The 19,703-nt window shown below is 36.5% G+C and carries 14 protein-coding genes and 1 tRNA gene; 11 read left to right on the forward strand and 4 right to left on the reverse strand.

Features of this window, described 5'->3' with window-relative positions; translation table 11 throughout:
* Positions 1–24: 24 nt before the first annotated feature.
* Positions 25–1,062 (reverse strand): A/G-specific adenine glycosylase, encoded by a 1,038-nt coding sequence (gene mutY / locus D1J36_RS06415; RefSeq protein WP_154138040.1) that lies wholly within the window; start codon positions 1,060–1,062, stop codon positions 25–27.
* 46 nt (positions 1,063–1,108) lie between these two features.
* On the opposite strand from mutY, the gene D1J36_RS06420 reads away from it, so the two are divergent.
* The 8 genes from D1J36_RS06420 to D1J36_RS06455 all read left to right on the forward strand — a co-directional run bounded on the left by D1J36_RS06420 (position 1,109) and on the right by D1J36_RS06455 (position 10,492).
* The gene (locus D1J36_RS06420; RefSeq protein ID WP_004919742.1) at positions 1,109–1,402 is read left to right on the forward strand and encodes an HU family DNA-binding protein; all 294 of its coding nucleotides are present in this window, start codon (positions 1,109–1,111) and stop codon (positions 1,400–1,402) included.
* Positions 1,403–1,624: 222 nt separating this feature from the next.
* Positions 1,625–3,184 carry an Rne/Rng family ribonuclease gene (locus D1J36_RS06425; protein ID WP_154138041.1) on the forward strand — a complete coding sequence of 520 codons (1,560 nt, stop codon included), beginning with the start codon at positions 1,625–1,627 and terminating at the stop codon, positions 3,182–3,184.
* A 642-nt stretch (positions 3,185–3,826) separates the two neighbouring features.
* Entirely contained in the window at positions 3,827–6,010 is a 2,184-nt protein-coding gene (locus tag D1J36_RS06430) for a hypothetical protein (RefSeq protein WP_154138042.1), read from the forward strand.
* Positions 6,011–6,110: 100 nt separating this feature from the next.
* Positions 6,111–6,830 carry a DNA-binding domain-containing protein gene (locus D1J36_RS06435; RefSeq protein WP_154138043.1) on the forward strand — a complete coding sequence of 240 codons (720 nt, stop codon included), beginning with the start codon at positions 6,111–6,113 and terminating at the stop codon, positions 6,828–6,830.
* A gap of 271 nt (positions 6,831–7,101) precedes the next feature.
* Entirely contained in the window at positions 7,102–7,782 is a 681-nt protein-coding gene (locus D1J36_RS06440; protein ID WP_154138044.1) for a hypothetical protein, read from the forward strand.
* Position 7,783: 1 nt separating this feature from the next.
* Positions 7,784–8,293 carry an acyl-CoA thioesterase gene (locus tag D1J36_RS06445; RefSeq protein WP_004919712.1) on the forward strand — a complete coding sequence of 170 codons (510 nt, stop codon included), beginning with the start codon at positions 7,784–7,786 and terminating at the stop codon, positions 8,291–8,293.
* Between the two features lie 6 nt (positions 8,294–8,299).
* On the forward strand, positions 8,300–9,232 hold the full coding sequence (locus tag D1J36_RS06450) for a 2-hydroxyacid dehydrogenase (RefSeq protein ID WP_154138045.1): 933 nt from the start codon (positions 8,300–8,302) through the stop codon (positions 9,230–9,232).
* 12 nt (positions 9,233–9,244) lie between these two features.
* Positions 9,245–10,492 carry a serine hydrolase domain-containing protein gene (locus D1J36_RS06455; RefSeq protein WP_154138046.1) on the forward strand — a complete coding sequence of 416 codons (1,248 nt, stop codon included), beginning with the start codon at positions 9,245–9,247 and terminating at the stop codon, positions 10,490–10,492.
* A gap of 82 nt (positions 10,493–10,574) precedes the next feature.
* On the opposite strand, the gene sucC is transcribed toward D1J36_RS06455, so the two are convergent.
* The 3 genes from sucC to D1J36_RS06470 form a co-directional block, all read right to left on the reverse strand.
* The gene (gene sucC, locus D1J36_RS06460; protein WP_004919719.1) at positions 10,575–11,765 is read right to left on the reverse strand and encodes an ADP-forming succinate--CoA ligase subunit beta; all 1,191 of its coding nucleotides are present in this window, start codon (positions 11,763–11,765) and stop codon (positions 10,575–10,577) included.
* 85 nt (positions 11,766–11,850) lie between these two features.
* Positions 11,851–12,240 carry a DUF423 domain-containing protein gene (locus tag D1J36_RS06465; protein WP_154138047.1) on the reverse strand — a complete coding sequence of 130 codons (390 nt, stop codon included), beginning with the start codon at positions 12,238–12,240 and terminating at the stop codon, positions 11,851–11,853.
* 7 nt (positions 12,241–12,247) lie between these two features.
* Entirely contained in the window at positions 12,248–13,576 is a 1,329-nt protein-coding gene (locus D1J36_RS06470) for a hydroxymethylglutaryl-CoA reductase, degradative (RefSeq protein ID WP_252339351.1), read from the reverse strand.
* Positions 13,577–13,759: 183 nt separating this feature from the next.
* Between D1J36_RS06470 and D1J36_RS06475 the strand changes: the two genes are divergently transcribed.
* The 3 genes from D1J36_RS06475 (at position 13,760) to D1J36_RS06485 (ending at position 19,691) form a co-directional block, all read left to right on the forward strand.
* Positions 13,760–13,831 (forward strand) — tRNA-Gln (locus tag D1J36_RS06475).
* Between the two features lie 175 nt (positions 13,832–14,006).
* A complete protein-coding gene (locus D1J36_RS06480; RefSeq protein WP_154138049.1) occupies positions 14,007–16,598 on the forward strand; it encodes a zinc-dependent metalloprotease in 2,592 nt (863 codons plus the stop codon).
* Between the two features lie 21 nt (positions 16,599–16,619).
* Complete coding sequence (locus D1J36_RS06485; RefSeq protein WP_052910195.1) at positions 16,620–19,691, forward strand: SusC/RagA family TonB-linked outer membrane protein; 3,072 nt, start codon at positions 16,620–16,622, stop codon at positions 19,689–19,691.
* The last annotated feature ends 12 nt before the right edge of the window (positions 19,692–19,703 follow it).

The raw sequence follows: 19,703 nt of genomic DNA on the forward strand, positions 1-19,703 counted from the left end.
TTACCAATTAAGGTGGTAAAAATGCTATTTGTTGAAAGTTTTATCAATGTAGTTTTCTAAAGGTTTCGGAAACGATTTTTGTTGCGAACTTTCATAATCCACAAAATTGAAATTATGGTCGTGAGCAAGTTGTTCCAATAGTTCAATATTGGGTACACTAACGGCAATAAATTCTATTTCTAAATTTTTGTGTGTGAGTTTGTGTTTAACGGTATTATGATTGGAGATGTATTCTTCTAAATGTTTAGGTAAAAATTCTGGAAAATCATAAAGATTTTTCCAAATAGAAGAGCGGTCGCGTTTCTTTACTACAAAAAAATCATTGTGGTGGATAAAGTAGTATTTTAGTTTTATGTCTTCGGTTTTTACCTTCTTTATTTTAACAGGGAATTTATCTATTGTCCCCGTATTAGAAGCGATACAATCTTTACTTAAAGGACAAAGCTCACACGAAGGCTGTTTAGGTTTGCAAATGCCAGAGCCTAAGTCCATAATTGCTTGGTTGAAATCCCCAGGGTTATCTTTAGGAATGAGGTCTTTGGTAAGTTCCGAAAAATAATCAAACGCATTAGATTTTGAAATGTCAAAATCATCAGCGAAAAATCTAGAGAAGACACGGTAAAAATTACCATCTATGGCAGGGTAGGGCAACTGGTATGATATACTGCAAATGGCAGCGGCGGTGTATTTTCCTATACCTTTTAGTTTTAGAATGTCTTGGTATTCGGTAGGGAATTTTCCTCCAAAATCTTGCATAATTTGCCTAGCAGCATATTGTAGATTGATGGCTCTAGAGTAGTAGCCTAAGCCTTTCCAGTAGAGAAGTACTTCGTCTGTATCGGCTTCTGCTAAAGATTTTACATCAGGAAATCTGGCTACAAAATTAAGGTAATGCTGAAGCCCTTGCTGTACTTGGGTTTGTTGTAAAATAATCTCACAAATCCATATATTATAAGGGTTTGTAGTAGCTCTCCAAGGTAGGTCTCTAGCGTTTTGTTTGTACCATTGGAGTATTCTAAAGCCAATGTTTAGAAAATCAGGGTTTTGTTTGTTTGTTTTCAAAAATAAGTTATATATTTGCACACCAAAAATAAAAACAAAAAAGGAAATGACAAAAGCAGAATTGGTAAATACCATATCGAACAAGTTGGGTATTGAGAAGAATGATACGCAGAAAGTAATAGAGGCTTTTATGCAGGAGATAAGAGGTTCTCTTTATGAAGGTAATAATGTTTACTTAAGAGGTTTTGGATCTTTCATTATTAAGACTCGTGCTGCTAAAACAGGAAGAAATATCTCTAAAAATACAGCTATAGAAATTCCTGCACATAACATTCCAGCGTTTAAACCATCTAAATCTTTTGCAGAAAGAGTAAAAACTAAAGTTCCAGTAAAGGATTAATTCAATTTATTTATTAACATAAAAAATATAAACTATGCCTAGCGGAAAGAAAAGAAAAAGACACAAGGTAGCAACTCACAAGAGAAAGAAGAGAAGAAGACAAAACAGACACAAGAAGAAGAAATAAGTCATAATCTCTTATTAAATATAATATAGTTGATGTTTTATCAAGGTAAAATACATCAACTATATTTTTGTTTAACTATCTAAGATAATTTTAGAATGAAAAAAGAACTGCTAATATCTAACGAAGGCGGTGCTTCTAAGATTGCATTGATAGAAGACGGACGCTTATTTGAGCTACACGAACAAGAACAAGAGAGTGATTTTGTTGTAGGAGATATTTTCCTCGGAAAGATTAAAAAGCTAGCACCTAACCTTAATGCCGCTTTTGTAAATATAGGCTATGATAAAGATGCCTTTTTGCATTATCAGGACTTAGGACCGCAGTATCTTACCTATCGTAAATTTCTCAACGAGACTTTATTTAAACGGAAAAACGACTCAAGTCTAAAGAATTTCCCTATAGAAAAAGCGTTGGATAAAAACGGTATGGTAGATAGCGTTTTGGCTAAGGACGATGTAGTTTTGCTACAAGTAACCAAAGAGCCTATCTCTACCAAGGGAGCTAGAATTTCTACCCAAGTTTCTCTTACGGGGCGTTTTTTAGTATTGATACCATTTGACCAAAAAGTTTCGGTATCAAAGAAAATTAAAGACTCGGCGGAGAGAGAACGCCTAAGAACGCTTATAGAAAGCATCAAACCAGAAGGTTTCGGTGTAATTATAAGAACCGTAGCGGAGGGTAAAAAAGTAGCTGAGCTTCATAATGATATGAACCAGTTGGTTCAGAAGTGGGAGACTTGCTTTAAGAACATACAACGAGGCAAAGTACCTTCTAAAATCCTAAGCGAGGAAGAAAAAGCGTCTGCTATCCTAAGGGATAATTTTAATGCAGATTTTGTAAGCATCATCTGTGATGATGAGGATATGGTGCAAGAAATGAAAAATTACCTAGAGGTAATTGCACCAGAGAGAAAAAATATAGTGGAGTTTTATGACCATCATATCCCACTATTAGAATACTATAATGTAGAAAAACAGCTTAAGCAGAGTTTTGGTAAGCATGTTAATATTCCTAGCTCCAAAGGAGCCTATTTGGTTATAGAACATACAGAAGCACTACATGTAATAGATGTAAATTCTGGAAACAATATAACCGCAGGAAGCCAAGCCAATAAAGAGCATGCCTTTAATGTAAACAGAATGGCAGCTACAGAGATTGCGAGACAGCTAAGGCTTAGAGATATGGGAGGCATTATAGTAGTAGATTTCATAGATATGAGAGATGCCGAGCATCGTAGAGAGCTTTACGAGCATCTTAAAAATGAAATGAAACGAGATAAGGCAAGACATAAGATTTTGCCACCTAGTAAATTTGGGTTGATACAAATTACAAGGCAAAGGGTTCGTTCTGAAACGGTGATAGAAACCAAGGAAGAAAACCCAAATAAAGACGGTGAAATTTTAGCACCAGTAGTCATTGTAGAGAAAATGACGGAAGTCCTAAAAGGACTTATGCAAAAAGAAAAAGGAAGGCTTTATCTGCACACCCATCCGTTTGTGGAGGCTTACCTTACCAAAGGTCTTATGAGTATACAGACCAAATGGTACTTAAAGTACAAAAAGTGGGTAACTATTATCCCGAGAGACTCTTTCAAATATTTAGAATATAGGGTTTACAATAGCCAAAAACAAGAGTTAGCGAGTTTCTCAAATTAAAAAATACAATCACCTTCTCCAGCACGAGAGGGTGATTTTTGTTTCTCTTATTTTGAGAAAAAATAAGAGAATTGACTCTAAAAACTTGCATACTTGCTTAAAAGGTTATAAGTTTGCTTCATATTTATGCGATACACTATCAGTGACATACAAAAAAGTGAAAAAAACTTACACAAAAATTTGGTACTTTCAAATAATTGTGTAAACACACACACACACACACACACACACAGATAGTTTCGTGTATATGCGTTCTATTATCCAGAAAATTCTTTAGACTTTTATCGTTAATCATAAATAGAGTTCCGTCAACTTTGGTTGGGGGCTTTTCGTGTTTATCTAGTGTTAATTTTAGCCTTCATCAATATTTACTAAAAGCACCATTGTTTTGTCTAATAACATGGTCGTTCTTGTTAGGTGCTTTTAGTGTTCAGGGGGAGCATTTTGCTCTTTCTGTTTTAGCCTTTCCTCTCGTTTTGTGTGTGTTTAGAGGGGAAAGGCGTTTTTTTAGGTTAGAACTTAGAGGTGAGATATTAGAGCTCAGTATAGTCTCATCAACCCTTAAGTCCAACCTCCAACCTCTAAAATCCAATATCTATAACCTTAAATAATTAAATATTAACAATTTTAAAATTAAATGTAATGAAAGCAACAACTACAAGATTGATGAGTGTACTTGCCTTTTTGGTGCTAAGTTTAGCAACCTACGGGCAAGATTACAGTGGCAAGGTTGGTATAAATACCAGTCAACCTAATGCTACTTTGGATATTAAAAGCAAGTCTGCTAATTCTAGTAATACTTTGGAGGGTTTGGTAATCCCTAATGTAAGCAAGGATAAAGCCTACCAAATGACTACTAATACTAAAACTCCTCTTAAAGAATCTACTTTAATTTATGTAGATAACCTTTCTGATTACTCTGGAGCAGATGCTACGGTAGGCGATATCATGGAGAAAGGTTACTACTTTTGGAATGGCACTAAGTGGGTAAGAAGTGCGAGTAGCGTAGGAAATGAGTGGACTTATGCAGGGAGAAAGAATTCTATTGGTTCAACAACGGGGTATGAACATCAAACAGATTCTATTGCTTTAACCCGCTCTATGCCTGCAAATACAGTTTTGGCTTATAATGATTTGAATAAGACTTTAGGTGTTAATAGTGGAGTTTTAGGGGTGTCTAGTTACAATCCTAATAAAGAGCTTCGTTCTTATACTGAAGTAACAGGTGATGGTGGGTTGGTGTTGTATAGAGGAGATAAAGCAAACTCTAATGCGGTGATGGGATATGTAGATTATAAATATGATGGAGCTGGTTATAAAATAAGAACAATGGGGTTAGATTATAGAAATGCTACTTCAAACCCAGATGGGATTACGGGGGCTTATCAAATACTATCTAATTACAGAGATACCTCAGGAAATGCAATAAGTGGAGGTAACTTTTCCCTTACCTTATCTAATGTCGCCAATACATTTGGAAATTCAAATGCCACTGTAAGGACTGATAAAAACGGGTATTATTTTAATCCAAAAGGAATTGTAAAGTCCGATGAAGTTTCAAATACGGTTTATAGTGAAACCTTTGTTAGAACAGGTATGGATAATTTAGGTAATGCTTCAAAAATAAGATGGTCTATAAATAAATTTATGCCTGGAGCTAATTGGGATGTTACCACAGAGCGTCTCCAAAGAACAGTAGATGTTTCGCCTATGGGATTTATAGATTTTGGTATTTCGGGAGATACGCCAAATGCTGCTGGAGGACGTGATGGTTTAGGCTTTGGTTATGGGAAGAATGTATTTGCTGTAATTAGAGAAAATGGGAATTTAGGAGTGGGAACTTTAGATCCTTCTACTAAAATAGAAGCTGTAGGAGCTATACAATCAAAAAGTAGTGGAAGTCACTCAAGTACTGCTATTAATCCGGGCTCTCTTGAGATTTTTAGAGACCCTAATTCTACAGCTATTTCTTCACCAAATACAATGGGGTACTTAGATTTTAAAAGAGAGACTTCTGTTGATGCTCATGCAAGGATTGCAGCGTATGTAGATACTCGAGATAGAAAAATAATTTCATTCTCAAAATCTGACACAGGAAATATGGTACCTGGTGAGGTTGCTACACCATTTTATTTTGACTTAACAGAAGGGAAATTGGGTATCGGTATATCTGCACCGTCAGAAAAATTAGAAGTTGTAGGTAATGTAATGGCAACTGGAGAAGTGAGAAGTACAGCTGCTAATGGTTTTAGAATAGCGTATAACAACAAGGGGGTTATCTTTAGAAACGATGGAGATAAGTTCTTACTAATGACTTCTGCTGACCAAAACGGATTAGGAACATTATCTACCGATAGACCTCTAGTATATGAGTTTACAAGCAAAAACCTTTTATTGCAAAGAGATGGAACCGATGGTAATGTAGGTATTGGGGTTCTTGCTCCTACCGAAAAACTAGAAGTGGCAGGCAAAGTAAAGGCTAACACTTTTATTGCTACACAAACAGGATCTGTTTTCCCAGACTATGTGTTCCAAAAGTATTACACAGGTACTTCTAGCCTAAAGTCAGACTATAGCTTTAAAACCCTAAGTCAAGTAGAAGATTTTGTAAAAACTAATGGGCATTTACCAGGGTATCAGTCTGCAGAAGCTATCAAAAAGCAAGGTTATATAGACCTTATGGCAACTCAACTCACTAATGTGGAGAAGATAGAAGAACTTTATCTACACAGCATAGAGCAAGATAAGGCTCTAAAAGCTAAAGATGCCAAAATAGCAGAATTAGAAGCTCGTTTACAGAAGCTAGAAGCTTTATTAGTAAAATAATTTAATCTTTTCCCCATTGTGATAGGTGTCGCAATGGGGCTTTTTTATACTTCACAAAGTATTATAAACATCTAACACTAACATCAAAAATTTATACATTATGAACACTTTAAAAGCGTGGTTGCGTCCCAACCTATTAACGAAAGATGACCCTAACGATTTTGTAGCCGTGCCACTTCTAGGTGGTAGCCTTGGCATTACAGAAATTATAGATGCTCTAAAAAAAGAGGGTATGGAGATACAGACTGAAACGGCGGTAGATATTATCACTCGTTTTAACCGCAAAGCCTCGGAGTTGGTACTCAACGGCTATAGCGTAAATACGGGGCTAGTGTATATGCGTCCTGCGATTAAGGGTGTATTTTACGATAAGACTTGGGATAAAGAGAAACACTCCGTTTATGTGAATGTGAACCAAGGCACCGACCTAAGAAAAGCCGCCAATGATACCAAAGTAGAAATCCTAGGCGAGCAGTCTAGCCCAATGAGCGTGTTCAGCATCACTGATAAAGTTACTGGTAAAGCAGACGGCACCCTTACCAAAGGCAAAAATGCTGAAATCAAAGGTACTTACATTAAAATAGATGGCGATAATCCTAAAAACGGCATCGTCTTCAAAAACTTAGATACTCAAAATGAAATCAAGTTGGCTAAAGATAATATCGTAATCAACGAGCCGTCAAGAGTGCTTATTCTTGTGCCTTCAGATTTGGAGGCAGGGAACTATGAACTCAGCATTACCACACAAAGCAGCACGGGTTCTGTCTTACTAAAAGAACCAAGAACGGAGCGACTACCCAATCCTGTGGTTATTGCCTAGTAAAGTATTTTAATAAAACTAAGGCTACTCATTTAACGGGTAGCCTATTTTATTACCTCTTACCGAGTGCTACGGAACAGAGTCTCCGCACTTACCGTAACGGAGTGTCTGTCCTTAGGCTAACGGATAGCCTGTTACGGTAAGGACAGTCTCTCTGTTGAAAATGGCTCATATCTTAATAACTAAACCTATTTATAGGGCAATAGTTTTGGTTAATTCCTAAGGGATTACGCCCGTTTTTTGCCAAAAAAAGTATAACTTTGCCTCCATAATGAATATAGCAAGTTGTATTTTAGAGGCTCTTAAAACTCATGGCAGTGTAGCTGTGCCTCACTTTGGTGTTTTTTCTTTAAAGTACTCTGGTGCAGTTATCAGTAACGAGGACGGTCATATACTGCCTCCTGCTAAGCAGATTGTACTAGAAAAGAACTACCTTTTAAAAGAGAATAGTTTCGTCAATTTTGTGGCTCAAATTAAAGGCATCAGTTCCCAAACGGCTGACTTTGAGATAAAAACACAAACAGACTATTGGAAGAAAAAAATAGAAGCAGGAGAATCTTTTGAGGTAGAAGCTCTAGGGGCATTTAATTCAGACACTCAAGGGTTTTCTTTTGTAGGGCAACGGATTTATTTAGATTCGCCTGATGTCTATGGGCTAGAGGCAATCAATCTTTCTGAAATGAGTTCCCAAAAAGAAACTCAACCTTCTCAACCTAAGAAATCTAATGCTTGGAAAGTGGTACTTTGGTTACTCATTTTTATTATTCCAGCAGGGATATTGGGGTATTTGAATTTCTATCACCCTGAAATTTTATTTGGTGTGAAAAGTTTTGAAAAAGATAAAACTCAAAAGACCACTCCATCTCAGCCTGTAAAAACAACTAAGACTAATGATACTTTGGTAATAGATAGTTTAAAGCAAGACTCTTTACCAGCTAACAATTTAAAATAATATGACAAAAAAAACGCCTAAAGATAGCCTTACGGTAATGACTAATATTGTACTCCCAAACGAAACCAATCATTTGGGAAATTTGTTTGGGGGAGAGCTTCTCTCTAAAATGGATAGATGTGCTTCTATATCAGCCTCTAGACATTGCGGAAGGAGGGTAGTAACGGCTTCGGTAAACCATGTTTCCTTTAATCACCCTATTCCAGAAGGAGGTGTGGTGGTTTTGGAGTCCAAAGTAACCCGTGCATTTTCTACCTCTATGGAGGTTTATGTAGATGTATGGATGGACGACCCTATTACACAGAAAAAAGTGCATACCAACGAAGGAATATACACCTTTGTAGCGGTAGATGCGTTCAACAAGCCTGTGCCTATCCCAGAGTTAGAACCAGAAACGGATATAGAAAAAGAACGCTATATGGCAGCTCTTAGAAGAAAAGAACTTTCCCTTATCCTGTCTGGAAGAATGAAGGCTCAAGATTCTGTGGAGCTAAAAAAACTATTCATTTAATCATTTATGAAGGTTTTACAACTAGATAAAAATCACCCTCTTATTACGGAGCAGCTCACAGCTAATGGATTTACAATAGATGAAGATACCACTTCTTCTTACGAAGGAATTTTAGATAAAATAGAACCTTACGAGGGTGTGATTATTAGGAGTAGAATTCCGCTAGATGCTCGTTTTTTAACTCAAGCTAAAAATCTAAAATGGATTGCTAGAGTAGGGGCAGGAATGGAAAATATAGATACCGAAAAGGCAGAAGAATTGGGGATTTGTCTTTTTAATTCTCCAGAAGGTAACCGAGATGCGGTGGCAGAACACAGTTTAGGCTGTCTTTTAGTACTGATGAACCGTTTGTTTATTTCATCGGAAGAGGTCAAAAAAGGTATTTGGAAGCGTGAGGAAAACCGAGGGGAGGAAATTAAAGATAAGACGGTAGGCATCATAGGGTATGGCAATATGGGAAAAGCCTTAGCTCAAAGACTATCAGGTTTTGGGTGTGAGGTGATATTTCATGATATTAAAACTAACCTATCAGATCAATACGCCCAACAAGTTCCGTTAGAAGTATTACAAGAGAAAGCGGATATTCTAAGCCTGCATTTACCTTTGGCAGAGGATACCATAGGCTGGCTTAATGCTGATTCTATCCAAAAAATGAAGAAAAATTTTTATCTCATCAATACAGCTAGAGGGAAGAATGTGGTAACTGCAGATGTGGTTTCGGCACTTAAAAGCGGTAAGATAAAAGGGGCTTGTCTAGATGTTTTGGAATACGAAAAAAGCTCTTTTGAAAACTTAGAAATTCAGAATGAAGATTTAGCTTTTCTTTTAAACTCGGATAAAGTGATTGTTACACCTCATATTGCAGGTTGGACGCACGAAAGCAAGATAAAATTAGCCCAAGTGATTGTAGATAAGATTTTAGCAAAGTTTAAAAAATAATAGATTAAAAGTATGAAATGGTGGTGGATTATAGCGTTCGGATTGCTAACATTTTCTTGTTCTAAAAAACAAGAAAGTAATGATGAGGTTAAAACTAATTTGCCTCATTTTTCTAAGGTAGATGCTGAGGATATTTTTACAAAGGAGGATAATTCGGTAGCTAATGAGGATTCTCTAAAACACCTTTTGCAAGAATACTATCAAAACACTTGGGTAGGAGGTGATTTAAGTGGAGGAATCTTAATCGCTAAAGGCGATAATATTATTTTTGAACAATACAGGGGCTATGGCAGAGAAAACCAACAGATGCCCATCAATCAAAATACGCCTTTACACATTGCTTCTATTTCTAAGACGATGACGGCAATGGCGATTATGAAGCTGATAGAAGCAAAAAAAATAAAACTAGACCAAGATATTACCACTTTTTTTCCAAAGTTTCCGTATGCTAATATCAGAGTTATAGATTTACTTAGCCATAGAAGTGGACTTCCAAAGTATGAACATTTTATTGAAACTTTGGAGCCTAAACCTAAAGAGTTATCACAGTCTTTTTTAACCAATCAAGATGTTCTAAATCTACTTATTAGATATAGACCAGAACTAGCTAGACCTACTGGTACAGGGTTTATGTACTGTAATACCAACTACGCTCTACTAGCTCTCATTATAGAGAAGGTGACCCAAAAAGATTACCCTACTGCAATGAAGGAAATGCTTTTTGCACCTCTTGAAATGAAGCATACCTTTGTATTTCAGCAAAAGGATATTGCCACGGCGGCACAATCGTTCTATTATAAAAATAACAAACTGTATCCTCTTAATAATTTAGACCTTATCTACGGAGATAAAAACATTTATACCACTCCTAGAGATTTATTAAAGTTTTCACAAGCGATGTTCTCTAAAGAGTTTTTACCTTCGGATTTAAAAGAGAAGATATTCACGCCTTATAGTAATGAGAAAAAAGGGATTAACAACTACGGCTTAGGGTTTAGAATGAAAATTTTTGATAATAATAAAAAACTGACTTATCACAATGGTTGGTGGCACGGTTCTAACTCTGTATTTGTACATCTTTTAGATTCTAAGGTAAGTATTATTGCGATAGGTAATAAATTTTCTAGGAGAGTCTATTCAGCGGTTGCGTTATCTGGTTTGTTTGATGATTTCCCGTTGGAAACAGAAATTCTAAAAAAGGAGATGATGCCAAATGCATCTAATGCTCTTCCTTCATCTTCAAGTGATTCATTACAATAATAAATAGTGATCTAATAATAAACCAAAAAGACCAGTTCGTTAGAACTGGTCTTTTATATTTTAAAAGTATTCTCTTTTTTAATTAAGCTAATACTTCTTTTACTTTGTTTGCTGCTTCTTCTAGAGTAATTGCAGAATGTACTGGTAAACCAGACTCATCAATTAATCTCTTAGCTTCTTCAGCATTAGTTCCTTGTAATCTTACGATAAGAGGTACAGGAAGTTCTCCGAAGCTCTTGTAAGCATCTACTACACCTTGTGCCACTCTATCACATCTTACAATACCACCAAAGATGTTGATAAGAATTGCTTTTACATTAGGGTCTTTAAGGATAATACCAAATGCCTTTTCTACTCTTTCAGCATCTGCAGTACCACCTACATCTAGGAAGTTAGCAGGGTTACCTCCAGAAAGTTTAATGATATCCATAGTAGCCATTGCCAAACCAGCACCGTTTACCATACAACCTACATTACCATCTAGCTTAACGAAGTTTAATCCAGCTTCACCAGCTTCAACTTCTGTAGGGTCTTCCTCTCTTTTGTCTCTTAATTCAGCTAAATCTTTATGACGGAAAAGTGCATTATTATCTAAAGTTACTTTAGCATCTACTGCAGCGATTTTGTTATCTGAAGTTTTAAGAACAGGGTTGATTTCAAATAAAGAAGCATCAATTCCTACATAAGCATTGTAAAGAGCTGTAATGAATTTTACAAAATCTTTAAACGCTTCTCCTTCTAAACCTAGATTAAATGCAATTTTTCTAGCTTGGAAAGGTTGTAATCCTAAAGCAGGATCTACCTCTTCGTTATGGATAAGGTGCGGAGTTTCTTCTGCCACTTGCTCTATATCCATACCACCTTCTGTAGAATATACAATCATATTCTTTCCTTTAGCTCTATCTAAAAGTACAGAAACATAGTATTCTTTTGGTTCAGAATCTCCAGGATAATACATATCTTCTGCGATAAGCACAGAGTGTACTTTTTTACCTTCAGCAGAAGTTTGAGGCGTTACTAACTGCATTCCGATGATGTTTCTTGCGTTTTCTTCTAACTTTTCCATGTTAGGAGAAAACTTAACACCTCCACCTTTACCTCTACCACCTGCGTGTACCTGAGCTTTTACTACCCACGCTTTAGTTCCTGTTTCTGCAGAAAGCTGTTCTGCTGCTTTTTTTGCTTCCTCTACGGTGCTAGCTACTATACCTCTTTGTACTCTAACGCCGTATTTCGCTAAAATCTCTTTTGATTGATACTCGTGAAGATTCATAAATATATTTTTGTATTAAATTTTACGATTTTATAAACAGTTACAAATTTAAAGAAAATCTTTGGAAGATAGAAATCTTTTTTGTTTACCCTACTTTAGCCCTTGCTACTAACATAATGAGCATTGTCCAACTGATAATCATACACAACCCTCCTAATGGGGTAATGGGACCCAAAAACCTTAAGCTAATACCCCAAGCTTCTTGAAAAGCTAAGAAATAGATGCTTACAGAGAATAAAAAAGTCCCTACTATCATTAGCAATGATGTCCATTTTTCTAATCCATTATCGAATTTTAGAAAAAAACCAATTACTAAAAGAAATAGAGCAGAGTACATTTGATACTTTACTCCTGTTTCAAAACTTGCCAATTTTTCTATGCTTAAAATCTTTTTAAAGGCATGAGCTCCAAAAGCTCCTAAAATCACAGACATTAGCCCATAGATACCGCCTATAATGAGTGTAAATGTTTTCATACTTTTCTTATTTTCCTCTTAGCTTATTGAGTTCTGTGATTACTTCGTGGTGGCTTACCGTCTTATCTTTAAAATAGTTTACAAAGTATGATTTTTCTTCCTCAGTTGCTCCAAACTGATTAAGAATATTAAACAAATGCATTTTCATGTGTCCTTTTTGAATTCCTGTAGTTACCAACGAGCGAAGAGCGGCGAAGTTCTGAGCTAGCCCAGATACAGCCAAAATACTCATGAGTTCTTGAGCAGAAGGTTTGCCTAATAACGCTAATGAGAATTTAACCAGTGGGTGAAGATTTGTAAGACCTCCCACAACGCCTACTGAAATAGGCAAATCTATCCAAAACCTAAATATTCCGTTATCGGTAGTACAATGGGTAAGTGAACTATATTTCCCGTTACGTGCAGCATAGGCGTGAGCACAAGCTTCCGTAGCTCTAAAATCGTTTCCTGTAGCTATAACTACCGCATCTACACCGTTCATAATCCCTTTGTTGTGAGTGGTTGCTCTGTACGGCTCTATTTCAGCGATAGCAACGGCTTGTTTAAATTTCCATGCAAATTCTTCGGGAGAAATACCGCTATCATCTTTCAAATCTTCTATCTTACAAGAAACTTCCGCTCTAACAATACAGTCAGGCGTAAAGTTAGATAAGATATTCATTACCACTTGAAGAGATTGTTTTTCGTCCTCCGTGAAATCAGCAGAAAGGTTAATTTCCTCTTTAAGCGTTTTACCAAATTGCTCTAAACAAGAATTGATAAAGTTAGCTCCCATAGAGTCTTTAGTATCAAAACTAGCTTTAAGCTGGTAATAATCATTCATTTCTGAAGTCTTATCCACTAACTCTATGTCTAAAATACCACCACCTCTATTTCTCATATTTTTGGTGATGTCTTGTGTTGCTTCAAATAGTTTTTGTCTAAGATTAAAGTTGAAAAAATGTCTAATCTTATGAGATTCTGCTTTTAGTATAAAATGAGTATGTCCCAGTTTTTTAGTATCAATAATGGTAGTTTTAAAGCCCCCTTTATTAAGCCAAAACTTAGCTGCTTTGGAAGCCGCCGCCACCACCGAACTCTCTTCTACCGCCATAGGAAGTGCTAATAACTTTCCGTCTATTAAAAAATTTGGAGCAATACCATAAGGCATATAAAAGTTAGAAATGGTATTCTCTGAGAACTCATCATGAAGTTTTTGTAAATCTTGATTGTCATTCCAATATTGTTGAAGTATTTTGATGTATTCTTCATTGCCTTCCAAATACTCATTAACAATCCATTCTATTTTATTTAGCTTATTTAATTTAGAAAATCCTTCTACTGGCTGATGATTCATAGCTCTTAATTTTGAGGTATCAAAGATACAACTTGATATTATAAACACCAAAGAAGAAAATAATAATAAAAAATAAATCTGAAAACCAATATTTTAAATATGTATCAATGAATTTTTGTATATTTTTTTTGCATGAAATGAAAAAAGTTGTAAATTTGCACCACTAAAAAACAACACACCTATAGACCCATGGTGTAATTGGCAACACAGCAGATTTTGGTTCTGTTATTCGGGGTTCGAGTCCCTGTGGGTCTACAGATTTATAGTGAGCGACTGGTTATACATAACCAGTCGCTTTTTTATTTCATCAATATTTTTTTGAGTTCTTTTTACTTGTTGTAGTAATATGATTTTTGTCTGTTTTTGGTATCTGTTTGTGAGAAAATCATTCTAAAAAGTATATAAAAAGCTAAATTTGCTTTCTTTTTTAATGAAAATAGAATATTGGTTTATGAATTTAAAGATTTTAGGTTGTTCTGCGTGGTTGTTTTTGTATCCAAATATAGCTTTTGCTCAAAGCAAAGTCTCGTCAAAAGATTCTGTGAAAACAGAGAAAGAAGATTCTAAAAAAAATGAGAGCTTTGAGTCTTACGAAAAGTTATTGAAAGGAGCAGAAACCAAACAAGGGCTACTCAAAATACATAGAGTAAAGGATAAGATTTATTTTGAAATTCCTAACGAAGTGCTAGGGAAAGACCTACTCATCGTAAATAAAATATCGTCTGTACCCGCTCCCATCAATAATGCTGGGATTAACAAGGGGATGAACTATGAGAATAAAATCATCAGATTTTATAAAGACACTACCAATAAAAAGGTGTGGGTAAAAACTTTTGACCCGCAAATTACCGTTAATCCACAAGATAATATTTCGGCTTCGGTAAAGGATAATTACGGAGAGTCTATAGTGGAAGGTTTTGAAATTAAAACTCTAGGAAAAGACTCCACAGCGGTAATTCAGGTAAATAATGTCTTTGACGGAAACGCCAAAAGTTTTAACAATCTGTTTGATAATATCGGTATGGGGGGAAGCGTAAGAACCAAAGATTCTTACATAGACGAGGTAAAGGCTTTTCCTAATAATGTGGTGGTAAAGTCTTATTTCAGTACCCAAATTTCAGAGGGGAAAACTTCTGCCGAAAAAGCCGATTTAACGGTGGGGACTACCACTAATATTGTGCTATTGCCAGAGCCTATGGTAGGGCGTTTTTCGGACGATAGGGTAGGGTATTTTACGACGCCTAAGATGTACTTTACAGATAGTCAGCAAAAGGTAGAACAGAGAGAACTCATTACTAGATGGCGATTAGAACCTAAAGCGGAAGACGAAGTAAGATACCTTAGAGGAGAATTGGTAGAGCCTAAAAAACCGATTGTTTATTATATAGACCCAGCTACACCGAAACAATGGCAACAAGCCATTATAGATGGAGTACACGATTGGAATAAAGCATTTGAAAAGGCAGGGTTCAAAAATGTAATTTCAGCGAAGTTGCCAGACCCTAACGATAAAGAGTTTGATGTAGATGATGTCCGCTACTCTGTAATCACTTATGCAGCCTCTTCTATGGCGAATGCTATGGGGCCATCGGTAGTGGACCCTAGAACGGGGGAAATCTTGGAGTCTGATATTATATGGTGGCACAATGTGATGACCTTGCTCCAATCTTGGATGAGAGTTCAAACAGGAATTATAGACCCACAGGTGAGAGGAAATAAATTCCCAGACGATAAAATGGCGAATGCCATTCGGTTCGTGTCCTCTCACGAGGTAGGGCATACCTTCGGGCTTAAACATAATATGGGGTCTTCGTTTGCGTTCCCAGTAGAGTCTTTGCGTTCGCCTGAATTTACGGAGAAAATGGGTGGTACAGCTCCTTCTATTATGGACTATGCTAGATTTAACTATGTAGCACAAGAAGGTGATGGCGTGAAACAAATCACTCCAAAAATAGGAGTTTATGATGAGTTTGCCATTAACTGGGGTTACCGTTGGACGGGTAAAAAGACGCCTCAAGAAGAATTGCCAATCACGCAAAAATGGATAGAGAAACATCAAGGAGACCCACTCTACTTCTACGGAGCACAGCAAGAGGAGACGGTAGATCCTCGCTCGCAAGCAGAAGATTTGGGCGATAATGCGATGAAAGCAGGGGAGTATGGCATCATCAATCTAAAGAAAACGCTACCAAACCTTATAGAATGGAGTACCAAAAATGGAGAAAACTACAACGAAGCGAAGTCTTTTTACAACCAAGTGATTAACCAATGGTATGTTTATAACAATCATGTGTTGGCTAACATTGGAGGGATTTATCTTAATCCTACCGTTAAGGGCGACCAGCAGAGTTCTTATATACCTGTGCCGTACGAAACACAAAAAGAGGCTTTGGCGTTTATAAAAAAACACATACTAACTTTGCCAGAATGGTTATTTTTATCTCCATTGAACCAAAAAATCCGTCCAGCCAAAAATACACCTAAAGGACTGGTGGATCAGTCGCCGTACAATGTATTTAGAGAGAAACAAGCCGCTATTTTGTACGGGCTTATGAATGATAATAAACTCCTAAGAATATTAGAATTTGAGTTTCTTAATCATCAAAAAGTAATGACGGTAGCTGAATTGTTCAACGATTTAAGAGAATTTATTTTTAGTAAATCAATTAAAAAACAGCCTTTGAACATCGCTGAGAGAATGACGCAAAAAAACTACATAGATGCTCTCATTATAGATACGCAGAGAATGTACGAGAAAACGGAAAAGGGCATCTTTAGCCCAATGCCAATGATGTGCGATTATGCTTGTAGTCATACTCATTTGGATAAAGTAGGCGAACAACATCTAGAATTTTATTTTGATGGAATGAAGCGATTGTCGGAAGTGGGTTCAGCCAAGAGAGCGGAGCTGATAAAGGTACGAGCAATCATCTCAAAAGCAATGAACAAAGCCGATAACGATACGCAAAGTCATTATCAAGATATGATGGTAAGATTAAATAAAGCATTGGGTAATAACTGAAATTGATAAAAAACAAGAGATATGAAAACGAAATTACTATTAACTCTTTTGCCAGGGGTATTCTTCGCACAGAATACCATAACCGATACGGTTCAAAACAAAGAGAGAAAGATAGAAGAAGTGGTTTTAACGGGTTTTCAGAAGATTGAAAAAAGTAAACTGACTTCTTCTGTAGGTGTGGTAAAAATGAAGTCTATTGAACAAAAAGCCACCGCCTCTGTGGATCAAATGCTACAAGGTAAAGTAGCAGGGGTAATGATTACACCAGCCTCTGGAACACCTGGGCAGATAGCTCCTGTGCGTGTGAGAGGTACGGCATCGCTTTCGGGTTCTACAGACCCACTTTGGGTGGTGGACGGAATGCCCCTAGAAGGAAACCAAGCTCCCGCCTACAATGTGGGACAAGACATAAATGAGCTTAAAAATTATTCTATCGCAGGGTTCAACCCAGAAGATATAGAAGATATCACAGTGCTTAAAGATGCGTCAGCAACCGCTATTTATGGTGCTAGGGCAGCCAATGGGGTTATTTTGGTAACTACTAAAAGTGGTAAAAAAGGAAGAATGAGCATCAATTTTTCATCAAATACTTTTGTGAGCTTAAGACCAGATTTCTCTAGACTTAATCTGATGAATGCCTCTCAAAAAGTAGATATGGAATTGATGATGGCGGAAAGAGCCGACCTAGACAATTATAGAAAAGATAATGGAGCGGTGTCTAGAATTTTAACGGCTAATAACGACTGGGTGTCTTTTAGAAATGGAGGCTTCTCGGCACTTAGTCCTCTTTCGCAAAAGCAAATCAATGAGCTTAGAAATACCAATACCAATTGGGGCAATTTGCTTTATAGAAATGTGGTTAATCAGCAACAAGCCGTGAGTATCACAGGTGGTTTAGATAATTACAGCTACTATGCTTCTTTTGGATATTACGACGAAAAATCTACCGTGATAGGTTCAGGATTTAATAGATTTAACCTTACCCTAAAAAATAATTATAAAGTAAACGATAAACTTAATTTAGGCTTATCTATATTCGGAACTTCCACTAAACAGACTTCGTTTTTGTCGGATTCGGGGAGCTACACTACACCTACTTATTACTCCAGAACCGCTAATCCTTACTTAGCCCCTAGAGATGCTAACGGAAATTATATCTACGACCGAGATATAAACTATGTGGAAAGCTTTTCGGGTAATGATACCAGAATTCCGTACAACTATATAGAGGAAAGAGAGAATACCAGATATTCATTAGCGAATAAATCGTTAAGAACTATTTTAGATGTTAATTATAAAATCATTAAAGGTTTAGAATACCGCTCTCAATTCGGATTATTGATAGGTACAGGCGAAACTGAACGCTACGCTTCGGCAGAAACTTACCTTATGAGAAGACGAATAGCAGAAAGTATCCAGTCGTCTACCAATACTTCGTTTTTACCGAATGGAGATTATTTCCAAAGAACCAACTCTAATGATTTTGAATATAATTTCAGAAATATACTAGAATACAGCCCTAGATTTGGCAATCACGATTTGAATGTATTGGCAGGGTCTGAAATCAGAAGAACCAGATACTACGATATGATGAGCCAAATGTATGGCTACAATCCAAGGACTAAAACATCGGTTCCTGTAAATTTACCAGATAGCCAAGCTACTTCGCCAATCTATATTCCTAATAGAGATACCGAAGTAGAAAACTCTTTTGCCTCTTTCTTTGGGACTTTATCATACACTTATGCTAAAAAATATACTTTCTTTGGTAGTGTGAGATATGACGGGACTAACTTCTTTGGTGCAGAAACCAACAAGAGATGGAACCCTATCTGGGCAGCTTCGGTGGCGTGGAATGTTAAGAATGAAAACTTCCTAAAAGACAACGCTACCATTAGTATGTTTAAGCTAAGAGGGTCGTATGGTCTTCAAGGAAATATTGATAGAGGTACTTCGCCTTATTTCAGAGGTACTTATGGTAACACTAGAATTTTAAATACTGCGGAAACTACCATAGTACACGATGGAGCTCCAAACCCACTTTTAAGATGGGAAAGAACAGCCACTAAAGATGTGGGATTAGACTTTGGATTATGGAACAACCGAGTTAATTTCACTTTAGATTTATACGAGAGAAAGGGGACTGATATTATGGGAGTTAAAGAACTTCCGTTAGAAACAGGTTTTTCTTTGTCTAATGTCAATTGGGCAAGTCTAACGAATAGAGGTTTTGAATTTTCACTCATAACTAATAACATCAATACCGATAAATTCAAATGGACAACTACCTTCAATATTTCCGCGAATAGAAGTAATATTGATGAAGTAAATGATGGTAGATATACTTTCTTACCTTCGGGGAAAGGCTATCCTGTAAATGCAGTTTTCGGTATTAAAACGGCAGGTCTTGATGCTAATGGACTTCCGTTATTCTATGATAAGAGCGGAAATGTAGTGTCTGCTGTGGACTTCTACAAAATATCAGACCCTTGGGGAATAGGCTATGTGGCGAGTGAGTATTCTCAAGACCAAATGAAAAATTGGTTTAGTTATCTAGGAGATAGAGACCCTAAATACTTTGGAGGGATTACCAATACTTTCAATATAGGTAATTGGGATTTGAATATTGCGGCATCTTTCAACATCAAACAAACGGTATTGGGTAGAGCTCCGTACAACTTTACGGCTATAGATAGAGGGCTTAATGCTTCTGCGGATATTCTAAATGCTTGGACGCCTAACAACACTTCATCTACTTTGCCAAGAATTATTGGGGCGGATACTGTGCCAGGGCAAGAGGTGGTTTATGGTTGGTTTGCTAATTGGGACCCAACAAATTCTTACAACTATTTTGATTTATGGGCTAAAGAGATGAGCTTCATCAGAATCAATAATATAAGATTAGGGTACAACCTACCAGCGGACTTATTGAAAAGTGCAGGGATAAAATCTATGAGATTATCTTTGGAAGGAAGAAATTTATTGGTCTTCAGTAATGGACACAAAAACTTCTTTGACCCAGAAACCTACGGTAACATCTATGCACAACCTATACAGAAAGCCCTCGTGTTTGGTCTTAATGTAGGGTTTTAATTTAACTTAATA

The organism is Riemerella anatipestifer (assembly GCF_009670965.2).
Lineage (GTDB): Bacteria > Bacteroidota > Bacteroidia > Flavobacteriales > Weeksellaceae > Riemerella > Riemerella anatipestifer_B.